The following is a 21,316-nucleotide window of genomic DNA, read 5'->3' as shown; positions in this document are numbered from 1 at the left end:
TGGGTTCACCTGCTGCGCACGGTGCTCTGGGATGATGCGGGCATGGTTGCGCCCGTTCTTCCCGCAGATCCGTCTTCGCCGTTGCGCCGCCGCCTGCTGCGCGCGGCCGTGCTGGCGCCGTTGGCCGGTACGCTCGCCACCCTGCCCGGCTGCTCGCTGCCGGTGCAGGTCGACGGCACCTTCCTGCAGCCCTGGCGCAGCCACCTGCAGTGGGGACTGGCCGACTGGCAGCGCTCGTTGAAGCTTGCACATACGCTGGGCTGCCGTCAGCTGGTGCTGCAATGGACCGGCATCGTCGGCGGCAGTGACGGCGACTGGTCACTGCCCGACGGCAGCCTGCAGCAGCTGTTCACCGCCGCCAGCGAGAACGACATCCGCATCCGCGTCGGACTGCCCTTCCAGCAACGCTGGTGGCAGGCGATCGGGGCCGACGATGCCACGCTGCAGGCGTTCCTCGCCGACAGCCTGGCGCATGCACGCCGCTGGTTGGCACAGGCGCCCTGGGCGCAGGTACCCGCCTTCGAGGGCTGGTACCTGCCCTACGAGCTGGAGCAGTACCACTGGGCCGATCCGGCCCGCCAGCAGTGGCTGGCGCAATGGCTGCACGGGCTGGCAGACGCCGCCCGCGCGCGCGGCGGTGACTGCGCGATCTCCTGCTACTTCAGCCGCCTGCAGACCGACGGCAACCTGGTCACGCTGTGGCAGGCGGTGCTGGCACAGGCCACGCTGCGGCCGATGGTGCAGGACGGCGTGGGCGTTGCCGGCGCCGGCAACGTGCAGCAGCTTCAGCCGTTGCTCGATCACTTCCACGCGCACGACATCGGCTTCGATGCGATCGTCGAGCTGTTCCGCGAACTGCCCGGCAGCGCCGCTGATGGCAGCGGGTTCAAGGGCGAGACTGCCGATGCCGCACGGATCCAGCGGCAGCTGGCGTGGGCACGCGACAGCGGCGCACAGAACGTGCTGGTCTATGCGCTGGAGCCGTGGCTGACCCAGGACACGCCGCAGGCCGCGGCGCTGCGGCAGCGGTGGGGGCTGCCTCAGTAATAGAGGATGGCGGTGGCGAACAGGCCCTTGGCGCGCTGCGTATCACCGCCACCGATCGCAAAGCGGTACTGCACGGTCAGGTCGAGGTAGGAACGCGGCGTGTTGTAGCGGTCCTCGCGGAACCAGTAGCGCACGCCCAGGCCCGGCCCCGCGCCAAGTGACCAGCTGCGCTGCGTATCGTTGAGCGCGAACGACTGCGACGGGAACAGCGGGTAACGGATGTCGCGCACGCGCGAGCGCTGGTCCAGCCAGTCCGCCCCCACCACCAGATACGGCGTGACCACCCAGTGGGTCTGCCCGGCGCCAAAGCGGAAGCTGCGTCCGGCGCGCAGTTCACCGGCCGCAAACCACTGTTCGCGATGCAGGCGCCCGCTGGCATCGCCGATCCGCCGCACTGGTATGCCGTTGGCATCGAGTGCATCCAGCGTGAAATGCGCGCTGTTGTCATCCCATGTGTAACCGCCCTGCGCGTAGCCGCTGACCATCCACCACTGGTTCACGTCGGTGCGCAGGTCGGTACCGTGGTAATAGCCGTAGGTCAGGTAGGACATCCAGCCACCGGAACCGCTGGCCAGGCGGTAGCGGGCCAGCGTGCTGGCTTCCAGTGGCGGGTTCAGGGCCAGCTGCAGGCTGCACTGCACGGCCGCGGACGCGGGATAGACATCGCCCGTGCGGGTGGCGCTACCGAGAAACTGGCGGCGCTCGATGCCGGCGCTCAGGCCGGTCTGGCCGAAGGCGTAGCGCATGCCGAACGAGGCGATGGTGGACGGCCAGCCGGTGGTGGAATGCGAACGGCTGAGACGGTCGGCGCGAGCACGTGCGTCGGGTGTCGATTCGCCGGTGCACGGGTCCACGGCGCGAATCGATTCGTAGGTGCCGCCCTCGTCGTACAGCGTGTTGAGCAGCCGGGTGTACAGCTCCAGCGTACCATGCTGGTTATTGAACGCCGGGGGCCGCCAGAACGCTTCCAGCGTGCTGAACACCGAATCGCCCGGCGTACTGATCGCCGCGCCGCCGACATTGGTCGCGGCCTGGCGCGCGCCGCGGAAGCCGGCCGAGGCGATCACGCCCCACTCGCGCGAATAGTTGGCGATGGCATTGCGCACGTTGTAGCGCTGATGCGCATCCAGAGGCAGCTCACCGGCGTCGGCGCGATCAATGGCGCTGCGCAGCAGCGACACCGCCTGCGGATGATCGCCGTTGGCCGCACTCGCGTACGCCTGGTCGATCACCACGCTCTTGGGTGCCTTGCCGGTGGCCTCGGCGGCACGGAAGTCGGCCAGTGCGCGCGCCGGTTCACGGGCCTTCTGGTTGAGGTAGCCGCGTTGCATCAGCGCCACCGCGTCATCAGGGTGTTGTGCCAGCGTCGCATCCAGGCGCAGCCGCGCTTCGTCCTGCTGGCTGCGGTTGCCTGCCGCCAGCGTGGTGGTCAGCAGGCCTTGCAGGTCTGCATCGTCCGGTGCGAGTTGCACGGCCTGCCTTGCCTCACCGATGGCCTCGGCAAAGTCCTGCCGCGCGTAGGCTGCATATGCGCGCTGTGCGGCACCACCGTCGCCCTGCAGGTCAGCCGGCATCAGCTCGCAGACATTGCCGGTGCCATCCGACTGGCAATGCTGGAACGGCGCCGGATAGGCCTGCGCACTCATGCGCGGACGCTCGCGACTGGATCCGGTCGCCCTGGCGCGCTGCTCGATGCCCTGCTGCAGCAACTGCTGCGCGCGAGCATCGCCCACATCCGTGGGCAACGCCGCCTGCAGCGGTGCCAGCAGTGCAGCCGCACGTATGCGGTCCCCAGCGGCCAAGGCCGCATCCACGGCCAGCAGGCGCACGTTGCGCTGTTGCGTTGTGGACCCCGGCATGGCAAGCGCGGTGTCGAAGTCCTCATTGGCAAGCACGGTCTTGCCCTGGCGCTGGCGCAGATAGCCGCGCATCACCCGGGCATTGAGATCGCCGCCGTCGGCCTGCAGTGCCTGGTCGGCGCTGCGCTCGGCGTCGGCCAGCTGCCCCTGCTGCAGCTGCGCGGTGATCAACAGCAACCGGTACGAAGCAACATCCGGCGCAAGCTCGACGGCGGCCCGCGCCTGCGCGACGGCCGCCGCATCGTTCTGCGTGGACAGCGACTGGTAGGCCTGCTGGGCCTGCAGCAGCGCGCGCTGGCGGGCCAGCGCCACGCGCCGCGCGTGCAGTTCCTCGACGTTCGGTGCGCCCAGCTGCAGCGCCGTGCCGATGGCCGCGTCGGCCAGTTCGGCCTGTTGCTGTGCCTCCAGCGCCGCCACCCACAGCATCGCCCAGGCGCCCTGCTTCGGCTGCTGGCGGAAGGCCTGCTCGGCCTTGCTGGCTGCTTCCCGCATGCGCCCGGCGTCATAGGCACCATAGGCCTCGGTGGCCAGCGTGTAGGCCTGCTGCCTGGCACGGTCTGCGCCGCTGCCGGCCGCGCGCGGTGGGGAGGGGGCGCGCCCGCCCCTGGCATCCGGGGGCGTGCTGCGCGCAGCGGTGGCAGCGGCCAGTGCCGGCAAGGCCGGATCCTTCAACCCGGCATCCAGTGCACGGCGCGCCTGCTGCTGCGCCTCCGCCGACCGGCCCAGTTTCTGCAACGCATAGATCTGCAGCAAGCGCAGCCGCACCACGTCCGGGCGCAACCGGACAGCTTCGCTGGACTGCTGGTAAGCCGCTTGATAGTCGCCGCGCTCGTAAGCGGCGAGGGCCTGCTCGGCGACGCGGTATGCAGCACCGGACAACGGCAGCGACGCATCGGCCTGCGCCAGCACCGGCGCGGAGGTCGTAGCCAGTGCCACGGCAATGACGGTGGACAGCAGCGTGGTCTTCATGCGGGCAAGGCTCCGGGAGGCGGCGACTGCAGCGCGGCCGCACGCCGGCGCTGCTCCTGCATGGCCTGGGCCACGGCCTCTTCGGTAGTGATGCCCTGCTTGACCAGGTAATCGCCAATGCGGCCATCGCGCTGCGGCTTGTACGCATCCAGTGCGATCTCGAAGCGCGCGTGCTCGATCAGGCGCATCTCCACCAGCAGGTCGCCCAGCAAGGGTACGTTGTCCAGCTGCCAGTGCTGGTCGCCGCCGATCAGGCGCAGGCCTGCGTTGATTTCGCTTTCGCGGGCGATGCTCTGTTCGATGTGCGCGCTGCGGGTTTCCTGCTTCAGCAACGCCAGCGCGTCTTCGGGCAATGGGCTGGCCACGGCCAGCCGCAGTGTCTGCTGCTGCCGCGGCGGTAGCGGCAGCATGCGCCACTGCACGCAGGCATCGGCGCTGACCGGGAATGAGCCCGCGCGCAGGTAGTCGACGTCGATGACCGCACGCGGCAGGTCGCCCTGGAAGGCGATGGCTTCGGCCAGGGTTTCATCATCCAGCCAGCCCTGGGTTAGCAGGATGCGGCCCAGCGGCTGCCGCCGGCCGGCATGCTGCTGCGCCAGCGCCTGCTGCAGCCGCTCCGGTTCCACCGCCTGCCAGGTGGTCAACAGCTCACCGAGCTGCTTGCGGGTCTGCACCAACTGTGCCGCATCGGGGAAGTCGTGCATGGTCTTGTCCCAGACCATGCGCTTGCCGAACAGCAGGTAGGCCAGGAACACCTTCCATGCGCGGGCGGTGGCCATGAAGTTGATCATGTTGCCGACCACCATGCGCGGGATCGACATCAGCGCATGCTCCCAGCCGTACAGGCGGTTGACGAAGTAGAAGCGCTGCACGACGCGGGTCGCCAGCGCCGCCGTGGTCAGCAGCGCGACATTCATCTGCCAGGTACCGGCCTGGAACACGCTGGGGAACTGCATCGTCCACACCCCGGTCGCCTTCAACAGCCAGAACAACAGCAACTGCAGGAAGATGAGGTAGGCGATGATGCTGACGAACGAGGTGATGATGCCCTTGCGATCGCGCGCCAACAGGTACTTGGTAGCCAGCGAACCGCGCCAGCCCAGCGACTCCCAGCTCTGCAGGCCGATGCCCAGCACCCAGCGCGCCTTCTGCCGGTACGAGGCGCGGAAGTTGTCGGGGAAGTACTCACGCACGCACAGTGCCATCTGCTGGGTGCGCTCGCGCACCGGCCCCCAGCCGAACCAAGACGGCCGGCGCACGCGGAACTGCACCGGGAAGCGGGCGAAGATCGACTGCATGCCCATGGCTGCCAGCCGCGCACCGACGTCGTAATCTTCGGTGAGGCTGTCGGTGTTGAAAGGCTGGTTGTCGGTCTGCGCGCTCAACGCCAGCAGCGCACGCCGCGAAAAGCAGGTGCCGACGCCGGCCGACGGCACCATGCCGGACACGCTCTCGCGCACCACCAGGTCCTTGGCGTGCCATTCGGCGAACTCGTCCATGTAGACACCGGCCACCAGTTCGTACCATTCGCGGTCCAGCGAGGTGACCGGCAGCTGGATCATGTCCTTGCGCGGCAGCAGGTAGTTGTAGAAGCGCAGTTCCATCGGGTGCAGCACGTCTTCGCTGTCGTGCAGGATCACCCCGGCGAACTCGATGTCGTGGCGCTTCTCGTAGTCGAAGATCGCCAGGATCAGCCAGTTCAGGCAGTCGGCCTTGCTGGTCGGTCCGTCATGCGGCACCTCCACGCGGCGCAGGCGCTTGTAGCGACGGCGCATGCGCTCGACTTCGTCGATGGTCTGCTGATCGTTGGGATAGGTGCCGACGAACACGACGTACTCGCGGTAGTCGAGCACGTTGATCATGTTCTCGACCATCTGCGCGATGACGTCGTACTCCATCCACGCCGGCACCATGATCGCCAGCGGCTGTTCCGGCCGCTGCAGCAGGTCTTCCTGGGTCAGCGGCCGGTACGCGTCGCGGCGCTTGACAGTCAGCGCGCGCCAGCTCTCGCGCACCCAGTACCAGACATCGATGAACAGATCATCGAGGCTGGAGATCAGGATCAGCACGGCCACCGCCGCCGCCGTGGTTTCGAGGGCGGCGTAGTAGTTGGCCAGCTGGATGTTCCAGAACAGACCGTCCACGGTGGATCAATGTCCTGCGTTGGCGGACTTGCGGCGGCGCACCTGGGTGACGCGGGCGGCCAGCAGCGCGAATACGATCACGCCGACCAGCAGCAGCAACCAGACCATGTGCCGTTCCCACTTCGATTGCGGATTGCCATCGTGCGCGAGGCGCGTGCCATAGGGATCCTGGCGGTCGAATTCGCGCACGACATCAGTGCCGTCAAGCACGGCAAGATCGCCGCGCAGCAACCGGAACGGCGCGCTGAACGACGGTGCCTGTGCACCGAGGTCGCTGTAGAGAATGCCCAACTGGCCGCCGGACGATCCCACCTGCACCACCGCGGCGTGATCCAGGCCGCTGACATCCAGCAGCGGTTGCGACGTGCCACCGACCCGCAGGTGGCCGTCCTTCTGGCCGGCCACATCGACACCGGCCGGTGCAACGCCGAAGGCCAGCCATGGCGCGCCCGGGCTGACCGCGGCACCGGCATCGACCACCTTCAGTTCCGACGCCTCCGGCGAGGCGCCCACTGCACTGGCCACCGCGATGACCTTGCCCAGCGAGGCCGCTGCATCCTGCAGCCAGGCGCCGGGCACGAACACCTGGTTGCCGCGTGACAGCTGGCTGCTGGCACCGACGAAATCACTGCCCAGCGAGCGCTTGGCCAGGGTCAGGTGGCTGCTGGGCAGGATCGAGACTGGATAGCCGGTCGCCGGATCGTGGCAGTAGGGGCGTGCCGGTTGGCGCAGGAAGCTGACACGGATCTCGTTGCGCGCCGACAGCGCGTAGGCCGGTACCCTGGCCACCAGCCGTTGCGGTTGGCCGTTGGCCGACAGCACCTTGCCGCCCAGCAGGTAGTCGTTGAGGTAGATCGTGGCCACCGCGCCCTGACCCGCCGCATTGGGGGCCGCCGAGACATCGATCACCACTTGCTCGGGCAGGCGGCCATCGGCCGACAGCGTGCCCAGATCGAAGCTGGCGCTGCGGTCGGCGCGGGTCACCACATCCATGGTTCCGGCGATGTTTCCGAGCCGGCTCAGCAGTACCTGGTCACCGTCCAGTTTGGGCGTTCCTGCTGCGCTGACCTGCAGGCTGCGGCCCAGCGCATAGCTGCGCCACTGTTCGGCGAACAGTCCGGCCACCTTGCCCGCTGCCGCCGGGTCGACCACCAGCGTCGGACGGCCCGCAACGGCCACCACGCTGACCGAAGCGTTGGCGGCGGGCTTCTCCAGGCCGCTCATGTCAGTACCGCGCCACGCAGCAAACGCTGCGCCCGCATCGGTGCCCGCCGCGCCGACCTGTGCGGCCAGCGCGTCCAGCGCTGCGCGTACGCCGGCGCGCAATGCCTCGCTGCCGATCATCACATCGGCGGCAAGCGGCCCGCTGTCACGCAACGACAGCAGCGCCCCCACTTCGGCCAGATCCTTGATCGCGTGCACGCGTTCGCCCGTAGCCAGCGCTGCATAGGCCGGCACGCCCTGCAGGCTGGCCGGGACGCTGATGCCGGCCAGGTCGACGCTGTCGCCGACCTTGGGCAGCGCCACCACCTGCACCTGCTTGCCGCCGGCCTGCAACGCGGTACCAATGCGCCAGGCGGCATCATAGGTTGGCGCCTGCAGCGCCTTGCCCTCCACCAGCAGGCGCACCCGCGGTGGCAGCGCGCCCCAGGCCTTGGCGACGGTATCCACGGCACGCCCATCGAAGCGGTAGCTGAAGCGCGAATCCGGCGACAACCGCAGCACATTGGCCGGCGCGCTCTGGTCGGCACATTGATAGTCGGACACGATCGACCACCAGCCGACACCGACCCGCACGAAGCCGTTCTGGCGGGGTTCGCCATCGATGGCCAGCAGCTGGCTGGCATCGCCCTGGGCATCGGTGATCGAACGCGCGGCGACCGGATCGCCATCCACCGACCACAGGCCTGAAGTGCGCCCGGCGTGGCCACGCACATAGCGCCCATCGAGCTGCAGCTGCGCATCGCGGGTGGCAACACCGGCCGGCACCGGCAGGTAGACCTCGCGCTGGCTCGCCTGCCCACTGAGTACCAGCGGTTGGCGGAAGCCGAGTTCGCGCAGGGTCATCTGCCGGCTCACCGTGCTGTCGCCGCTCCATTCTGCGAACTGGCCGGCGACGCTGTCGGCGGCGTGGGCACTGCCAACCGCGCACGACAGGACGAACGCGGCGGCGGAAACAAACAGGGGACAGCGGCCGGTCTGGCTCATGGCGTCACTTCATGGAGAGGGTGGTGGGCGGCACCGCCGCTGCGGAGACCGGGCGAGAATTCGGGAAGCGGGGCGCCACGCAGGGCGGCGACGATGCGGGCGCTGGCGCGGCCGTCGCCATAGGGACTGCCATCGGGGTCGAAACGGGTCGGCTGCGGTGGCTGTGCCAGGGCCGCATTGACCCCCTCGACGATGCGCGAGGGCGTGGTCCCGACCAGCGTCACCACACCGGCCTCGACCGCCTCCGGGCGCTCGGTGACGTCGCGCATCACCAGCACCGGCTTGGCCAAGGCCGGCGCTTCTTCCTGCACGCCACCGGAGTCAGTGAGGATGACGTCGGCGCGCTGCATCAGGCGCACGAAGCGCAGGTAGTCCTGCGGCGGCACCAGGTGCACGTTGTCGAGGTTGCCCAGGTGTGCGTTGACCGGTGCCTGCACGTTCGGATTGAGGTGCACCGGGTACAGCACCTGCAGGTCCGGCCGCTGGGCCAGTTCGGCCAGCGCACGGCAGATGTCCTCGAAGCCCTGGCCGAAGCTCTCGCGGCGATGGCCGGTGACCAGCAGCAGGCGGCGCCCGGGGTCGAGCATGTGGAAGGGTTCGTCAGCCTGGGCACGCAGTGCCGGATCGGCATCCAGGCGCTGCACGGTCTGCTGCAGGGCATCGATGACGGTGTTGCCGGTGACCAGGATCTGACCGCCCAGATGCTCACGGGCCAGGTTGGCGCGCGAGCCGGGAGTGGGTGCATACAGCTGATGACCGACCACGTCGATCACCCGCCGGTTCATCTCCTCCGGCCATGGCCGGTTGATGTCGCCGGTGCGCAGGCCGGCCTCGACATGGCCGATCGGAATGCGGTGGTGGAACGCGGCCAGGCCGGCGGTCATCGCCGTGGTGGTATCGCCGTGCACCAGCACGCGATCCGGGCGGACCTGCGTGTAGAGCGCGTCAAGCCGCTCGAACAGCCTGGAACACAGGCCATTGAGGGTCTGGTTGGGCACCATGACATCCAGGTCATGGTCGGCGGTGATCTCGAACAGCGACATCACCTGGTCGAGCATCGCCCGGTGCTGGCCGGTGATGCAGACCACCGATTCGATGTCCGCAGCCTCGGCCAGGGCGCGCACCAGCGGCCCCATCTTGATCGCTTCCGGTCGGGTGCCGAACACCGACAGGACCTTCACCGGGGTGCTCCGGAAGGACCGTGCTGGAGAATGCCAGTAGCTGTAGCCACGTCTGGATCCTTTCGGCGTTCCCGCCCAATGCCCGCAGGCAGGAGACGGTCACCTCATGAGGAAACTCCAAATTCGCGACGTCCATCACATTAGATTGATGGTACGTGCGTCGTGGCAGTGATCTTCATCGTTGGAAGATCAAGACGCAGTCAACGCCGCCCGTGGGACGGGCGACGTTGCGGCGGAACGCAGCGGGGACAGCCGCCCGGGCGGCCTTACTCGTACTGGATGGTGAAGGTGGCCTGGCCGTTCGCGACACCTGCGCCGACTGTGCCAGCCTGGGTCTGCACATAGCGCGCGCGCAGCGGCAGCGCCATGACGCTGGTCCCCGGCGCGGTGGTGCCGACGTTGATGGTCTGGCCGAAGCGCACTTCGCGCTCGGTGGTGCCAACGCGCTGGACCATCTGGATGCCGATGCGGGTGGCGCTGTTGGTGGCCGCGCTGAGCTTTAGCACGCCCGGCATGTTCGAGCTGTCCTGGTCGGCATCGAGACGGATGCCGATCTTGCTCTGGTAGGCGGCAACATTGCTGCCCTGGCAGTTCAGGCGGATCTCGAAATCACGATCGACCGCGCGCGAACCGACACCGGTGAAGGTGGTGTTGGGCACGCTGCCGAAGTCGACGGCGATGTTGCGGCTGCCGGCCTGCACTTCGCAGGTCGGGCTGACCACGGTGGTGCCCGAGCCCTTGAAGGTGGAGGTCAGCACCGGTCGGCCGGGGCCATCACCGTCGAAGTAATACGTGGTGAAGCGACCATTCGGTGCGATCACGCCCGAGCCTGTCTGTGCCGCAGTCTTGATCAGCTGGATGCGGAACGTGCCTCCGACCAGCGAGATGGTGCTGTTGCTGGCGAAGTTGATGGTGTGCGGATAGTAGGTCTGGATCGCGCCGGAGTCGCGGTACAGGCGGATGCCCACGCCCGCCACATCGGTTTCATAGACGTTCGAGAAGCCGGCTACCGGACGCTTCTGCGCGGCGTTGACGTACTCGCCGATGGAACGGCCACCGGACCAGTCGCAGCGTGCCACGCTGTTCTGCTGGTTGATCGGTTCGCTGATCTCCTTGATCACGCCACCGACCGGCGTGCTGGGCAGGATCACGATCTGGCCCATGTCCATGGTCACGTCCTGCGCGGTGAACCAGCTGGACTGGATGCGGCACGACGCGCTGGCCTGCTGTGCCAGCAGTGCGCCACCCAGCAGTACAAGGGCCGTCAGCGCCTTGCGGCCACGGGAAGAAATCATCGGCATGCTGCCTCCAGCGGAATGAAGCCGGTCTTGGACGCATCGGCGCCCGCCGGAACCTGGTAATCGATGGTGCAGCGCTGGTCGGCACCGGCGCCCCACTCCACCAGCAGGCGGCCCTGGTTCTTTTCACTGCGTACGTACAGGCGGCCGCCCTGGCTGACCATGCCGACCGGCTGGCCCTGCTCATCCTTGACCTGTGCACCGAACGGCATGCTGCGGCCATCCGGGTTGCGTACCTGGATCAGCAACGCGTTGCCCTTGCGGGTATCGAAGCGCAGGTAGCTGATGGCACCGGCGAACGGTGCGATCGACTGGCTGGTGCTTTCCAGCTCGACGTCGTGGGCCATGCCCTGCGGATCGAGGGTGACAGTGTTGAGGCGGTACGGCGACACGTACGGCACCACGGCGTAGCCGCGGCCATCGACGCGCAGGCCCGGGGCGTTGCTGACGATCGCATCGCGCGCGCCCGGTGCCTCGACCAGCACCATGGTGTCGCCACGCTGCGGGGTGAACGTGAAGCCACCCGGATGCACCACCACGCTGCCGTTGGCACCGACGGAGGCCTGGCGGAAATCACGCGAGTGGCTGTAGGTGGCATTCAACGCGGAGTAGCGGCTGCGGTATTCGGCATTGCCGACCGCCGTGGTGCCACCCTCGCGGGAATCGGACAGGGCCACGCCGTAGCTGAAGTTGTTGTCGACGCCGGCCGAACCGGTGATGCCGACGCGGCTGTTGTCGTAGCCACCGCGGTCGCGCACGCCCAGATCGGCACTGAACGACACCGGGTGGGTACCACGGCCCAGCGGCACGCTCATCGACAGCAGGTACTGGGTGTCGGAACGGCCGAGCACGCCTTCTTCGGTGCGCAGCGCCGAGAAGCCGTAGTTCACCGAACGCCAGGCGTTGTTGTAGCCCACCTGGTACTGCTTGGAGGTGCCGGAGCGGTCATAGAAGTCACGCACCGAACCGGTCACGTACAGCGCACCGCCACGACGGCCCAGCGGCTGGTTCAAGGTCACCTGGAACTGGCTGCGCTGGCGACCACGGGTGGTCGGATCGATGCCGCGCTTGTCCGAGTCACGGCCATACAGCGCGTCCTGCAGGCTGTAGAAACCTTCGGTCGAGTAACGGTAGGCGGCCAGGGTCAGGTTGGTGCCGGTCTCGCCGATCATGTTGCTGTAGCTCAAGCGCACGCTGGCGCCGGTGTGGCTGCCGTAGTGGTCGAACGAGGTGCGTGCATGGGTGACGTCTGCCGCGAAGGCACCGACCCGCGTGGACAGGCCGACACCGTACAGCAGCGACAGGTAGCCATCGCTCAGCGCGCTGCCGCCGTACAGGGTCAGCTGGTTGCCGATGCCGCGCTGGTAGGTGCCCTGCACCAGCCAGGGTTCGTCGGCCAGCAGCTTGTTGCGCACCTGGCCGGCGGTCAGCGAGTAACGCGACACGCCTTCGCGCAGCATCTGCGGCACCGAGCCGAACGGCACCTTGAATTCGCGGCGGCGGCCATCGGCCTCGATCACGCTCACTTCCAGGTCGCCGCCGTAGCCGGTCGGGTACAGGTCATCGATGACGAAGTTGCCCGGCGAAACGGTGGAGGAGTAGATCAGCTGCTGGTTCTGGCGCACTTCGATGCGTGCGTTGGTCTCGGCGATGCCGCGCACCACCGGCGCGTAACCGCGCAGCGAATCGGGCAGCATGCGATCGTCGCTGGCCAGGCTGGCACCGCGGTAGCCGATCGAGTCGAACAGCTCGCCGGTGGTGTAGGCCTCACCGATGGTGAGCATGCCGCGCACCTGCGGGATGCCGCGCTGTGCGTAGGTGGCGATGCTCTGCCAATGGCGGCCGTCACCCTCGGACCAGGTCAGGTTGGAGTCGTGGCGGAACTGCCAGCCACCCAGGTTCAGGCCGGCATTGAGGCCGAGATAGGCACTGCGGTTGCGCTGGCCACCTTCGACACGGCTGTTGCTGTCGATGGCATTGAAGCTGTAGCCGACGAAACCGGCATTGATGCCGCGGTCCCACAGCGCCGGGTTGACGTAGCCGCGTGCCTCACGGCGCAGGAACACCTGCGGGATGCTGAGGTCGTAGCGCAGGTTGCCGCTGTCGTAGACACCATAGGCGTTGGCCATGCGCTGCTGCACCGGCACGCAGCTGGTCGTGTCGGTCGGCAGCGTCGGGTCCTGCTGCAGCAGCACGGCCTCGCTGTCCACGCCCATTTCTTCCAGCATCGGCAGCGGCAGGCAGGCGTCGACACGGCCCTGTGCATCGGCCTTGAACTGCAGGTCACGACGGCCCTGCCAGGCACCGTTGACGTAGACATCGACACGGTAACTGCCGGCCACCATCGGGTTGCCGTTGCTGAAGGCAGCCAGGTCGACCTGCTTGGCCTGGCCGGACAGGAAGCTCGAATTGAACTGGGCCGATTCCGGTGCACGCGCGTTGGCCGCACCACTCTGCGCCATCAGCGCCTGTTCGCCGAGATTGGCCGGTGCAGCCAGCGCCCATCCTGGGCAGGCCGCGCCAACAACCAGCAGGCAAAGCGCCTGATGGATCGACAATGTCAATCTGTTTCCGATCACACTGACATTCCTTCAATTCGCCGCACGGCGGCGGTGGCGGGATGCGCAGGCCCATGGCCGGCGCGGCGCGTTCAGCTCCCGGTGCTGTCGAGGCGGACGGTGTGCTCGACCCGGCCGCCGTAATCGTTGATGGTGATGAAGCGCACCTGGTTGGTGCCCGCCGGCGCGGCGAACTCCAGGCTCTGCTTCGGCGCGACCATCGCGCCCTTGTCCTCGACGGCTTTTTCGCTGCTGCCGGTCACGGCATGCACTTCGGCCAGAGTGACGTGGAAGGGGCTCGGGTTTTCCACCCGCAGGCGGTCGCCATTGCGGGTCCAGCGCAGCGCTGCCGGTGCGTCGTTGGCGACGCCCTTCAGGCCCTGCGGCCGGTAGAAAAGCTTCAGGCGCGAACGGAACGCAACCTGCAGGTAATTCTGGTCACCACTGTCGGCGTTGTCCGGCGACGGCGGTACGTCCAGCACATTGAGCCAGAACACCGTCTCGCGATCGGTCGGCAGCTGCGCGCCGGAGAAGATCAGGCGCAGCGCCTGGCTGCGGCCCGGCTCGACGCGCGCGATCGGCGGCGTCAGCACGAACGGAGCATCGCTGGTATCGGCGGTCTGGTTGGCGTCGCCACTGTCGATCCAGGCCTGGACCAGTGCGGGCGAGTCGCCCACGTTGTCGACCTGCACGGTGACTTCGCGTGCCTGTGCCGGGTAGATCACCCGCGTGCCATTGACCACCACGCCGGCCAGTGCGTTCTGGCAGAGGGGCAGCGTGAACGCTGCCAGCAGCAGCGCCCGGGGAAAGAGTGCTTTCATCGGAAGTACTACGCTCGAGGGGTGTGGCCAAGGGCCGCGGAGCACTGGCCGGCGCGTACGCCGGCCAATGCGGGTACGGCTACGATCAGTTGTAGATGATCGTGTACTTGACGCTGCTGGTGACGTCGCCCGGGGTGGCGGCGGCAGTGGCGTAGTACTCAGCGTAGTAGTTCAGGTCGGCCGAGCCGTCGGTGCCGACGGTGACCCACTGCGAGTTGGTCTGGGCCAGGCCAGCGCCAGCCGCCTTGATCGGCAGGAACTGGTTGTTCGAGCCCAGCAGCTGCAGCTGCACGTTGGTGGCAGCGTTGGCCGAGGCCTGGTTGACCAGGCGGCCGCTGTTGAAGTCGACGGTCGAACCCGGCTCGAAGTAGGTGGCGACGTTGCCGGCGCTGCACTTGGTCAGGTTGATGGCGAACGGGGTACGGCCCGCAACGGCACCGGCGGTAGCCAGGGTGTTCTTCGACACGGTCGGCAGGGTCACGGCGAAGTCCTTGCCGCCCGGGGTCGAGATGGTGCAGGTCTTGTCGGTCACCTTGCCATTGAAGGTGATGGTGCCGTCGGCGGCGTTGGCGGCCAGCGGAGCGGCGGCCAGCATCAGAGCGGCAATGAGGTTGATCTTGTGCATTCGCTTTTACCTAACCCTACTGAAGAGATGAGAAGTAGAGGAGGAAGCAAGGAGCACTGCCGGGCTAACAAGACCCATCCTTGCGTCTCACCTGTGGCCGGACTCGGACATACCTTCCCCTGAATCCGTGACGCAAGTATATGCACAAATGTGATGAAAGTCTCATTATTTTTCTGAACGCCAATTCATTGACGCTCTAAATGTGACGTGATAGGCGGAATCTGCGCCAGGGAGGCGTGAAAGATTTGACGACGGGGCCTCCAGATCGCGGCCGACCGTGGATGACGCGTTGAGAGGCGCGTTCGGCAGGCGCGGAAACAGGCTTTTTTCAAGCGGAAATCGCCTTATTTGATGCGCATCACTCTTTCTTGGTGATGGCCCTAGCAGATTCGGATTTGTCCTATTAAAGGCGGATCGAACCTGTCGCTAACTAGGACACACCGAACCAGAGAACGTGTCATGAGGAATTCCATTCTGCTGTGTGTGGCCCTGATGTCCGTCAGTGCGCTGGCCCAGGCCAGCAGCGGCAGCATCCATTTCAGCGGCCGCATCGCCGAGCCGGGCTGCACGACGAACCTGTCCCAGGGTGAGCTGAGCCTGGCGGCCTGCCCGCCGTCGGCCAAGGGCTCGACGGTGGAAGTGACGGCACTGGCCGATGGCCAGGCCGCGACGCTGCGCGATGGCAAGCGCCAGGGCCAGAAGCTGTCGGTGTCGGCCAGCGCGATGCGCGCCGGCGATATCGCCTTCTCCGAGCGTTACAGCGTGCAGGCTTCGAAGCAGCAGCCGCTGCAGGGCGCCTACCTGGTGGTGGTCGACTACCTGTAAGCCGACGTATTTACGCCGGCGGCAGCTCGAAGACCTGGCGCAGGTAGGCCAAGTAACCCGGGTCGTCGCACATGCTCTTGCCCGGCGAATCGCTGAGCTTGGCCACCGGCTGGCCGTTGCAGCGGACCATCTTGATGACGATGTTGAGCGGTGTCGGGCCCAGGTCATTGGTCAGGTGGGTGCCGACACCGAACGCGACCTGGCAGCGACCGCGGAAGTAGTCGTACAGGCGCATGACCTTGGCGATGTCGAGCCCATCGCTGAACACCAGCACCTTGCTGCGCGGATCGACCCGGCGCTGCTGGAAGTGCGCCAGCATGCGGTCACCCCAGTCGAACGGATCGCCTGAGTCATGGCGCACACCGTCGAACAGCTTGCAGAAATACATGTCGAAGTCGCGCAGGAACGCGTCCAGGCCGACCACATCGGACAACGCGATGCCGAGGTCGCCGCGGTACTCGCGCGCCCAGGATTCCAGTGCCGCCACCTGCGAATCACGCAGGCGCGGGCCGAGCGCCTGGAACGCCTGCAGGTACTCGTGGGCCATGGTGCCGTGCGGGGTCATGCCGTACAGGCGCGCGAAGTGGACGTTGCTGGTGCCGACCAGCTGCGGGCCGAGCGCGTCGCGCAGCAGCGGCAGCAGCCGGGCATGCCAGTCACGCGAGTAGCGGCGACGGCTGCCATAGTCGGCGATGCGGCATTGTTCGAAGCCGGGGGTATCGCGCAGCAGCGCGGCCTTGGCCTGCAGGCGGCGCTCGCCTTCGGCGAAGTCGGCCGTGGTGGTGTTGCGGAACCAGACTTCGTTGATGATCGCCAGCAGCGGCACTTCAAACAGGATGGTGTGCAGCCACGGGCCGGTGATGTCCAGTTCGATCTCGCCGGGCACGGCCGTCGACGCACGCAGTTGGATGTACTTGCGGTCGAGGTGGAACAGGCCGAGGAAATCGGCGAAATCCGGCTTCACGAAGCGCAGGCCACGCATGTAGTCCAGCTCCGCGTCGCTGAAGCGCAGGCTGCACAGGTGGTCGATTTCTTCGTCGATCTGGTCGATGTAGCGGGCCAGGTCAATGCCGGGCGTACGGCACTTGAACCGGTACTGCACCTGGGCGCCGGGGTGCTGGTGCAGCACCGCCTGCATCATGGTGAACTTGTACAGGTCGGTGTCGAGCAGGGACTGGATGATAGGCATGAGGCGGATTATGCGCCCGGCAGGGTGAACCGGGGTGCCTGCGGCCACACTCGGCTCACGGGGAACAGCATTGGTAGATCCACGCCATGCGTGGATGCTCCTGCGGCGCTACAACGACCTGCGCAGCAGGCGCGGCACCAGCATCGCCGCATGCGCCCAGATCGCGGCCCACACCGCAACGCGTACCGGCAGCGAGCGCTGCCTGGCCTCGAACTTCTGGAAGTAACGCCACAGCCCCCTGTGCTTGTGCCATTCCACGAAGAATGGCCGCGAGCGGCTGGAGACGCCGCGCACATGGGTAACCTGCAGGTCGTTGGCGATCGCCACCACCGCGCCGGCCTCGCGTGCGCGGCGGCACAGATCCAGGTCCTCGGCATGCAGGCGGTAACCCGCATCCCAGCCACCGATGCGCTCGAACAGGGTACGCGGCATCATCAGCAGCGCACCGGACAACGCCGGCACCGGCTGCACGGCCTGATGCGGATCGCGCGGAACCGCCAGCTTCGAACCCTTGCCCGGCGAGCGCAGCATCAGCAGGAAATCCGGATCGCGACGGCGCACCGCTTCATCGGCGTGGCCGTGCTCGTCCACCTGCTCCACGCCCAGCAGGCAATCGCCCAGCACCTCACCACGGCTGCGCAGTTCGGTCAGGGTGTCCGGCTCAATCATCAGGTCCGGGTTGATGAAGGCCAGCCAGGGGCTGTGCGAGTCGGTCACGCCCTGGTTGTTGGCGGCGGCAAAGCCGGGATTGTCCGGATTGCCGACGAAGCGCACGCGCGGGTCATGGCTGGCGTGCCGCTGCACGATGTCCAGCGTGCCATCCAGCGAACCATTGTCGATCACCCGGATCTCGGCGATGTCCTGCGCCTGGCGCAGGCGCGACAGGCAGGCATCGATGGTGCTGCCACTCTGGTAGGTGACGACGATGGCGGCAATGGCTGCATTCAAACGGGAGGCTCCGGCGCGGGCGGGACAAACAGGTCGCCCTGTTCCTTCGGCATTATCGCCTGCCGCATGCGCTGCTGCAGGTCGGCACGCAGACCGTGCAGTGGATCGTGCATCAGGAAATCGGCCAGCCGCGGCACCCAGGCCGGCCAGCGCGCGGCCAGGGCCTCCAGATCGCCATCGCGGCTGACCGCCTCTCCTGCCCGGCCGACGAACGCGGTCTCGCACAACACGTTGCGCCACCCCAGGCCCGCCATGCGCAGGCTCAGGTCGACCAGCGCGGCATTCCAGCCGGCATAGCTGTCCACGTCCAGGCCACCGGCACGGCGGCGAGCGTTGCCACGTACCAGCACCGCGTGGGTGACCGCCGATGGCAGCTCCGGGTGAAGCGTCGGCAACGTGGCGCAGGTATGCGCCAGCAAGGCCGGGTCATGGGGTTCGGGATTGATCTCGCCCAGCCGTGGCCACGCCGCGGTCTCGCCGGCATTGCACCAGGGGGTCGCGGTGGCGATGGCGGCATCGCGGGCGAAGGCATCCTGCAACTGCTGCAACCAACCGGGCGACGGCACGCTGTCCGGCGCCAGCACGGCCACGTCCAGGCCATCGCAGGCGCGCAGCATCTCGTCCAGATGGGCAACCTCGCCCAGTGGGCGCGCGCGCCGGGTGTACTCGGCCTGCAGCGGCGTATGCGCCAACCAGTGCTCGACCACGGCCTGCGCACGCGGCCCTGCCTGCGCATCATCGGCCAGCCAGACCGCGGTGCCCGGCGCGGTGCCGGCATCCAGTGCGGCCAGGCAGCGGTCGAGCGCGGCATCGTCCACGCACAGCGGCAACAACACGATCGCCCCCATCCCGCCTCCGTGGTTGTCGGTGGCCACAGCGTAGCACCGGGAGGGTATCGGCCGGGTTGCACCCGGCACCCGCCTCAGGCCAGAGCCGAAGCCGAAGCAACAGCAGAAGCCGGCTATCCGTGGGATGGCGGGGTGGGTCCGGTTGCGGGGGACGCTGCAAGTACGTCCATGTAAGCTCGGTCGCCGCATCCATGCGGCTCACGCCCCCGCAACCGGACCCACCCCGCCTGCGACAGTTTTCCGCGATCTGCCTGCTCTTCTGTAGAGCCGAGCCATGCTCGGCTCAGATCTCACAGATTTCGAAATATTCGATTTCGATGGAGAGTCATCCACGCATGGCGTGGATCGTGTCGACCAAGGTCGACACCTACCAACAGCCGCGGGGATCTGTCAGACGGTGGGGCGGTGTGGGTTGGCAGGACCGTTGGCGCCATGGATGGCGCCATCGAGCCCCCAGGGACGGGTTTACGGCGTGTCCTGCCAACCCACACCGCCCCGCCACCCCTCAGTAAACCCGCTGTTGCCGTTGCTCCGGCTCTGGCTCTGGCTCCGGCCTCTGCGGGTGCCGGGCGCAGCCCGGCCGCAAACCCCTTACTTCTTTGCGCGCGGCTGGTTCAGCGGCTCCATCGCGCGGAAGCGCTTGCTGTACTCATCGGTCAGGTTGCGCGATTCCTGGCTGTTGCGGACGATGGTCGGGGTCAGCAGCACGATCACTTCCGAACGACGGCTGGTGCGGGTCTTCTGCCCGAACAACGCACCGACCACCGGGATCCTGCTCAGGCCCGGAATGCCGCTGCTGCCATCGGTGGCCGAGTCGGTGATCAGGCCCGCCAGCATGATGGTGTCGCCGCTCTGTACCGCCGCTTCGGTGGACAGCTTCTTGGTCGAGATGCGCGGGTTGCAGTTGCGCTCGTTCGGGTTGCAGGCGTCCGGCACGTCGGAGGCGCTGCTGACCTCCTGCACGATATCCAGGAACACAGTGCCATCGCGGGTCACGCGCGGGCGTACCTTGAGGATCACGCCCGTGTCGATGTACTGCACCGAGCTGTAGGTGCTGGTGCCCACGCCGGTGTTCACCGTGGTGGTGTTGATCGGCACCTTGTCGCCAACGTTGAGCGTGGCCTCGGCGTTGTTGCGCACGAACACCGACGGTGTCTGCAGCAGGCGCAGGTCGGTGACCTTGTCCAGCGCGCTGACCACGGCGGCCGCGTTGTGGCCGGTGAACGCCCAGCCCACGCCGTCGTTGCCGGTGACACCGCCGGCGAAGGTATTCCACGAACCGCCCGCTGCCGGCGGCAGGGTCAGGCCTGCCAGTGCGCCGGTCAGCGCGCGACCAGCCACGGCGTTGTCGAAGAACCAGTTCACGCCATACTTCAGGTCACCGGTCAGCGCGACTTCGGCCACCTGTGCCTCGATGTGCACCTGCAGCGGCATCACGTCCAGCTTTTCGATCACCTCGCGGATCGAGCGCCAGGCCTGCGGCGTCGAGCGAACCAGCAGGGTGTTGGTCTCCTCCACCGCCGACACGCCGACGCGGTCGCCCTCCACTTCCAGGCTGACACTGACGTTGCCGGGCTGGCGCTGCGGCAGGTTCAGGCTGCCGTTGCTGCTGCCACTGCCACTGCTCCCGCCCAGCGTCGAGCCGAGGGTGCTGCTGTTGTTGTCCATGCCACGATCGCCGTCACCGCCCAGCTGCGACGGGATGGCGCCCGGCGCCAGTGAGGCCGGGCCGGAGCCGCCGCGGTTGCCACTGCTGGCGAAGGCCTCGCTGAGGCGTTCGGCCAGGTCGCGTGCCTTGATGTAGCGCAGCTCGTAGGAGAACAGGCGGGCGCTGCCACCTGCGGTGTCGATGCGATCCAGCCACTGCTGGATCTGGTCCAGGTAGCGTACCTGCGGCGTGATCACCAGCACGGCGTTGGCGTTCTCCAGCGGCAGGAAACGGAACATGCCGGCACTGGGCGTCTTGCTCTCTTCGCCGAACACCTTTTCCAGGTCGGCCGCGACCTGCTCAGCCTTGCCCGACTGGATCGGGAACACGCCCACCGACATGCCCGACAACCAGTCGACGTCGAAGATCTCGACGGTGCGCAGGTAATTTTCCAGTTCTGCGCGCGTACCACCGAGGGTGATCACGTTGCGGCCGCTGTCCACGTTGACGATGGCGTTGGGGCGCGCGTACGGCTCCAGCACCTTCTTCATCTCGGTGGCGGAGATGAACTGCAGGGGGACCACGCGGACCTCGAAGCCGCGTGCGCTGGCCGCCGGCGCGGTGCTCGGCGCGACCGTGCCGGCCAGCGCCTGGTCGGCGGCGACGATGTTGTAGCGGCCGCCGCTGTAGACCATGCGCGCGTTGTTCCAGCCCAGCACCATCTCCAGCAGGTTCAGCGCCTGCGCCGGCGAGACCGGCTTGGGCGTGGCCAGGGTGACCGTGCCCTGCACGCCCGGTGCGATCACGTAGTTCTGGCCAAGCATGTCACCAAGGATGGCCTTGACTACCGCATGCAGCGATTCGCCTTCGAAGTTGAAGGTGGCCTCGCCGGTGCTGGCGCCATGCAGCGCCGGTGCCGGTGCGCGCGCGGCCTCACGGTTGATCATGGTGCCGGTGCCGCGGCGGATCACCGCCTGCGGTGCGCCCTGGCTCTCGCGGGCGGCATCAGCGGCGACGTCGGCCGCTTGGCCGGCATCGGCGCTGGGCGACAGGTTGCCGTTGCGCTGCACGTGCGGCGCGGACACCGTACTGCAGCCGACCAGCAGCGCGAGGGCAAAGGACCAGGGAAGAAAACGCAGGTTCATGCA

At 67.5% G+C, this 21,316-nt stretch carries 14 protein-coding genes; 2 read left to right on the top strand and 12 right to left on the bottom strand.

Going from position 1 to position 21,316, the window contains the following annotated elements:
* Positions 1-42: 42 nt before the first annotated feature.
* Entirely contained in the window at positions 43-1,047 is a 1,005-nt protein-coding gene (locus AC5P74_RS12245; RefSeq protein WP_346607336.1) for a DUF4434 domain-containing protein, read from the top strand.
* Here the strand turns inward: AC5P74_RS12245 and AC5P74_RS12240 are convergent.
* The 8 genes from AC5P74_RS12240 to AC5P74_RS12205 form a co-directional block, all read right to left on the bottom strand.
* A complete protein-coding gene (locus tag AC5P74_RS12240; RefSeq protein WP_495204956.1) occupies positions 1,041-3,875 on the bottom strand; it encodes an NfrA family protein in 2,835 nt (944 codons plus the stop codon). The genes AC5P74_RS12245 and AC5P74_RS12240 overlap by 7 nt on opposite strands.
* Positions 3,872-6,019 carry a glycosyl transferase family protein gene (locus tag AC5P74_RS12235; RefSeq protein WP_346607334.1) on the bottom strand — a complete coding sequence of 716 codons (2,148 nt, stop codon included), beginning with the start codon at positions 6,017-6,019 and terminating at the stop codon, positions 3,872-3,874. The genes AC5P74_RS12240 and AC5P74_RS12235 overlap by 4 nt, the downstream gene beginning before the upstream one ends.
* Before the next feature lie 6 nt (positions 6,020-6,025).
* Positions 6,026-8,227: a hypothetical protein gene (locus AC5P74_RS12230; RefSeq protein WP_346607333.1), complete on the bottom strand. Its 2,202-nt coding sequence runs from the start codon at positions 8,225-8,227 to the stop codon at positions 6,026-6,028.
* Complete coding sequence (gene wecB, locus AC5P74_RS12225) at positions 8,224-9,408, bottom strand: non-hydrolyzing UDP-N-acetylglucosamine 2-epimerase (RefSeq protein WP_346607332.1); 1,185 nt, start codon at positions 9,406-9,408, stop codon at positions 8,224-8,226. Before wecB ends, AC5P74_RS12230 begins: the two co-directional genes overlap by 4 nt.
* Positions 9,409-9,674: 266 nt before the next feature.
* Positions 9,675-10,709, bottom strand: coding sequence for a fimbrial protein (locus AC5P74_RS12220; protein ID WP_206620183.1), 1,035 nt, complete (start codon positions 10,707-10,709; stop codon positions 9,675-9,677).
* Entirely contained in the window at positions 10,700-13,264 is a 2,565-nt protein-coding gene (locus AC5P74_RS12215; RefSeq protein WP_005415240.1) for a fimbria/pilus outer membrane usher protein, read from the bottom strand. The genes AC5P74_RS12220 and AC5P74_RS12215 overlap by 10 nt, the downstream gene beginning before the upstream one ends.
* 92 nt (positions 13,265-13,356) lie before the next feature.
* Positions 13,357-14,085 (bottom strand): fimbrial biogenesis chaperone, encoded by a 729-nt coding sequence (locus AC5P74_RS12210; RefSeq protein WP_005415239.1) that lies wholly within the window; start codon positions 14,083-14,085, stop codon positions 13,357-13,359.
* Between the two features lie 85 nt (positions 14,086-14,170).
* Positions 14,171-14,710, bottom strand: coding sequence for a fimbrial protein (locus AC5P74_RS12205; RefSeq protein WP_005415238.1), 540 nt, complete (start codon positions 14,708-14,710; stop codon positions 14,171-14,173).
* Positions 14,711-15,169: 459 nt separating this feature from the next.
* Here AC5P74_RS12205 and AC5P74_RS12200 point away from each other — a divergent pair, with 459 nt between their 5' ends.
* Positions 15,170-15,535 (top strand): hypothetical protein, encoded by a 366-nt coding sequence (locus AC5P74_RS12200; RefSeq protein WP_070488750.1) that lies wholly within the window; start codon positions 15,170-15,172, stop codon positions 15,533-15,535.
* Positions 15,536-15,545: 10 nt separating this feature from the next.
* Here the strand turns inward: AC5P74_RS12200 and pncB are convergent, their stop codons facing one another.
* From pncB to gspD, 4 genes are all read right to left on the bottom strand, one after another.
* The gene (gene pncB, locus AC5P74_RS12195; RefSeq protein WP_005415236.1) at positions 15,546-16,724 is read right to left on the bottom strand and encodes a nicotinate phosphoribosyltransferase; all 1,179 of its coding nucleotides are present in this window, start codon (positions 16,722-16,724) and stop codon (positions 15,546-15,548) included.
* A 108-nt stretch (positions 16,725-16,832) separates the two neighbouring features.
* Positions 16,833-17,672, bottom strand: a complete 840-nt coding sequence (locus AC5P74_RS12190) for a glycosyltransferase family 2 protein (protein ID WP_053498088.1) — start codon at positions 17,670-17,672, stop codon at positions 16,833-16,835.
* The gene (locus AC5P74_RS12185; RefSeq protein ID WP_065196237.1) at positions 17,669-18,520 is read right to left on the bottom strand and encodes a glycosyltransferase family 2 protein; all 852 of its coding nucleotides are present in this window, start codon (positions 18,518-18,520) and stop codon (positions 17,669-17,671) included. The genes AC5P74_RS12190 and AC5P74_RS12185 overlap by 4 nt, the downstream gene beginning before the upstream one ends.
* A 591-nt stretch (positions 18,521-19,111) precedes the next feature.
* Positions 19,112-21,313, bottom strand: a complete 2,202-nt coding sequence (gene gspD / locus AC5P74_RS12180) for a type II secretion system secretin GspD (protein WP_053499718.1) — start codon at positions 21,311-21,313, stop codon at positions 19,112-19,114.
* Positions 21,314-21,316: the final 3 nt, after the last annotated feature.

Source organism: Stenotrophomonas sp. YJH_SMC_94-11, assembly GCF_059370435.1.
Note: the sequence above shows the minus strand (reverse complement) of the source record. Positions and strands in the feature narration are given on the sequence as shown.

Excerpts from the sequence above, each read along its gene's own strand:
- AC5P74_RS12200 (WP_070488750.1), top strand. The coding sequence starts at position 15,170 with ATGAGGAATTCCATTCTGCTGTGTGTGGCCCTGATGTCCGTCAGTGCG.
- AC5P74_RS12220 (WP_206620183.1), bottom strand. The coding sequence starts at position 10,709 with ATGCCGATGATTTCTTCCCGTGGCCGCAAGGCGCTGACGGCCCTTGTA.
- AC5P74_RS12205 (WP_005415238.1), bottom strand. The coding sequence starts at position 14,710 with ATGCACAAGATCAACCTCATTGCCGCTCTGATGCTGGCCGCCGCTCCG.
- gspD (WP_053499718.1), bottom strand. The coding sequence starts at position 21,313 with ATGAACCTGCGTTTTCTTCCCTGGTCCTTTGCCCTCGCGCTGCTGGTC.
- AC5P74_RS12240 (WP_495204956.1), bottom strand. The coding sequence starts at position 3,875 with ATGAAGACCACGCTGCTGTCCACCGTCATTGCCGTGGCACTGGCTACG.
- pncB (WP_005415236.1), bottom strand. The coding sequence starts at position 16,724 with ATGCCTATCATCCAGTCCCTGCTCGACACCGACCTGTACAAGTTCACC.
- AC5P74_RS12230 (WP_346607333.1), bottom strand. The coding sequence starts at position 8,227 with ATGAGCCAGACCGGCCGCTGTCCCCTGTTTGTTTCCGCCGCCGCGTTC.
- AC5P74_RS12185 (WP_065196237.1), bottom strand. The coding sequence starts at position 18,520 with ATGGGGGCGATCGTGTTGTTGCCGCTGTGCGTGGACGATGCCGCGCTC.
- AC5P74_RS12210 (WP_005415239.1), bottom strand. The coding sequence starts at position 14,085 with ATGAAAGCACTCTTTCCCCGGGCGCTGCTGCTGGCAGCGTTCACGCTG.
- AC5P74_RS12245 (WP_346607336.1), top strand. The coding sequence starts at position 43 with ATGGTTGCGCCCGTTCTTCCCGCAGATCCGTCTTCGCCGTTGCGCCGC.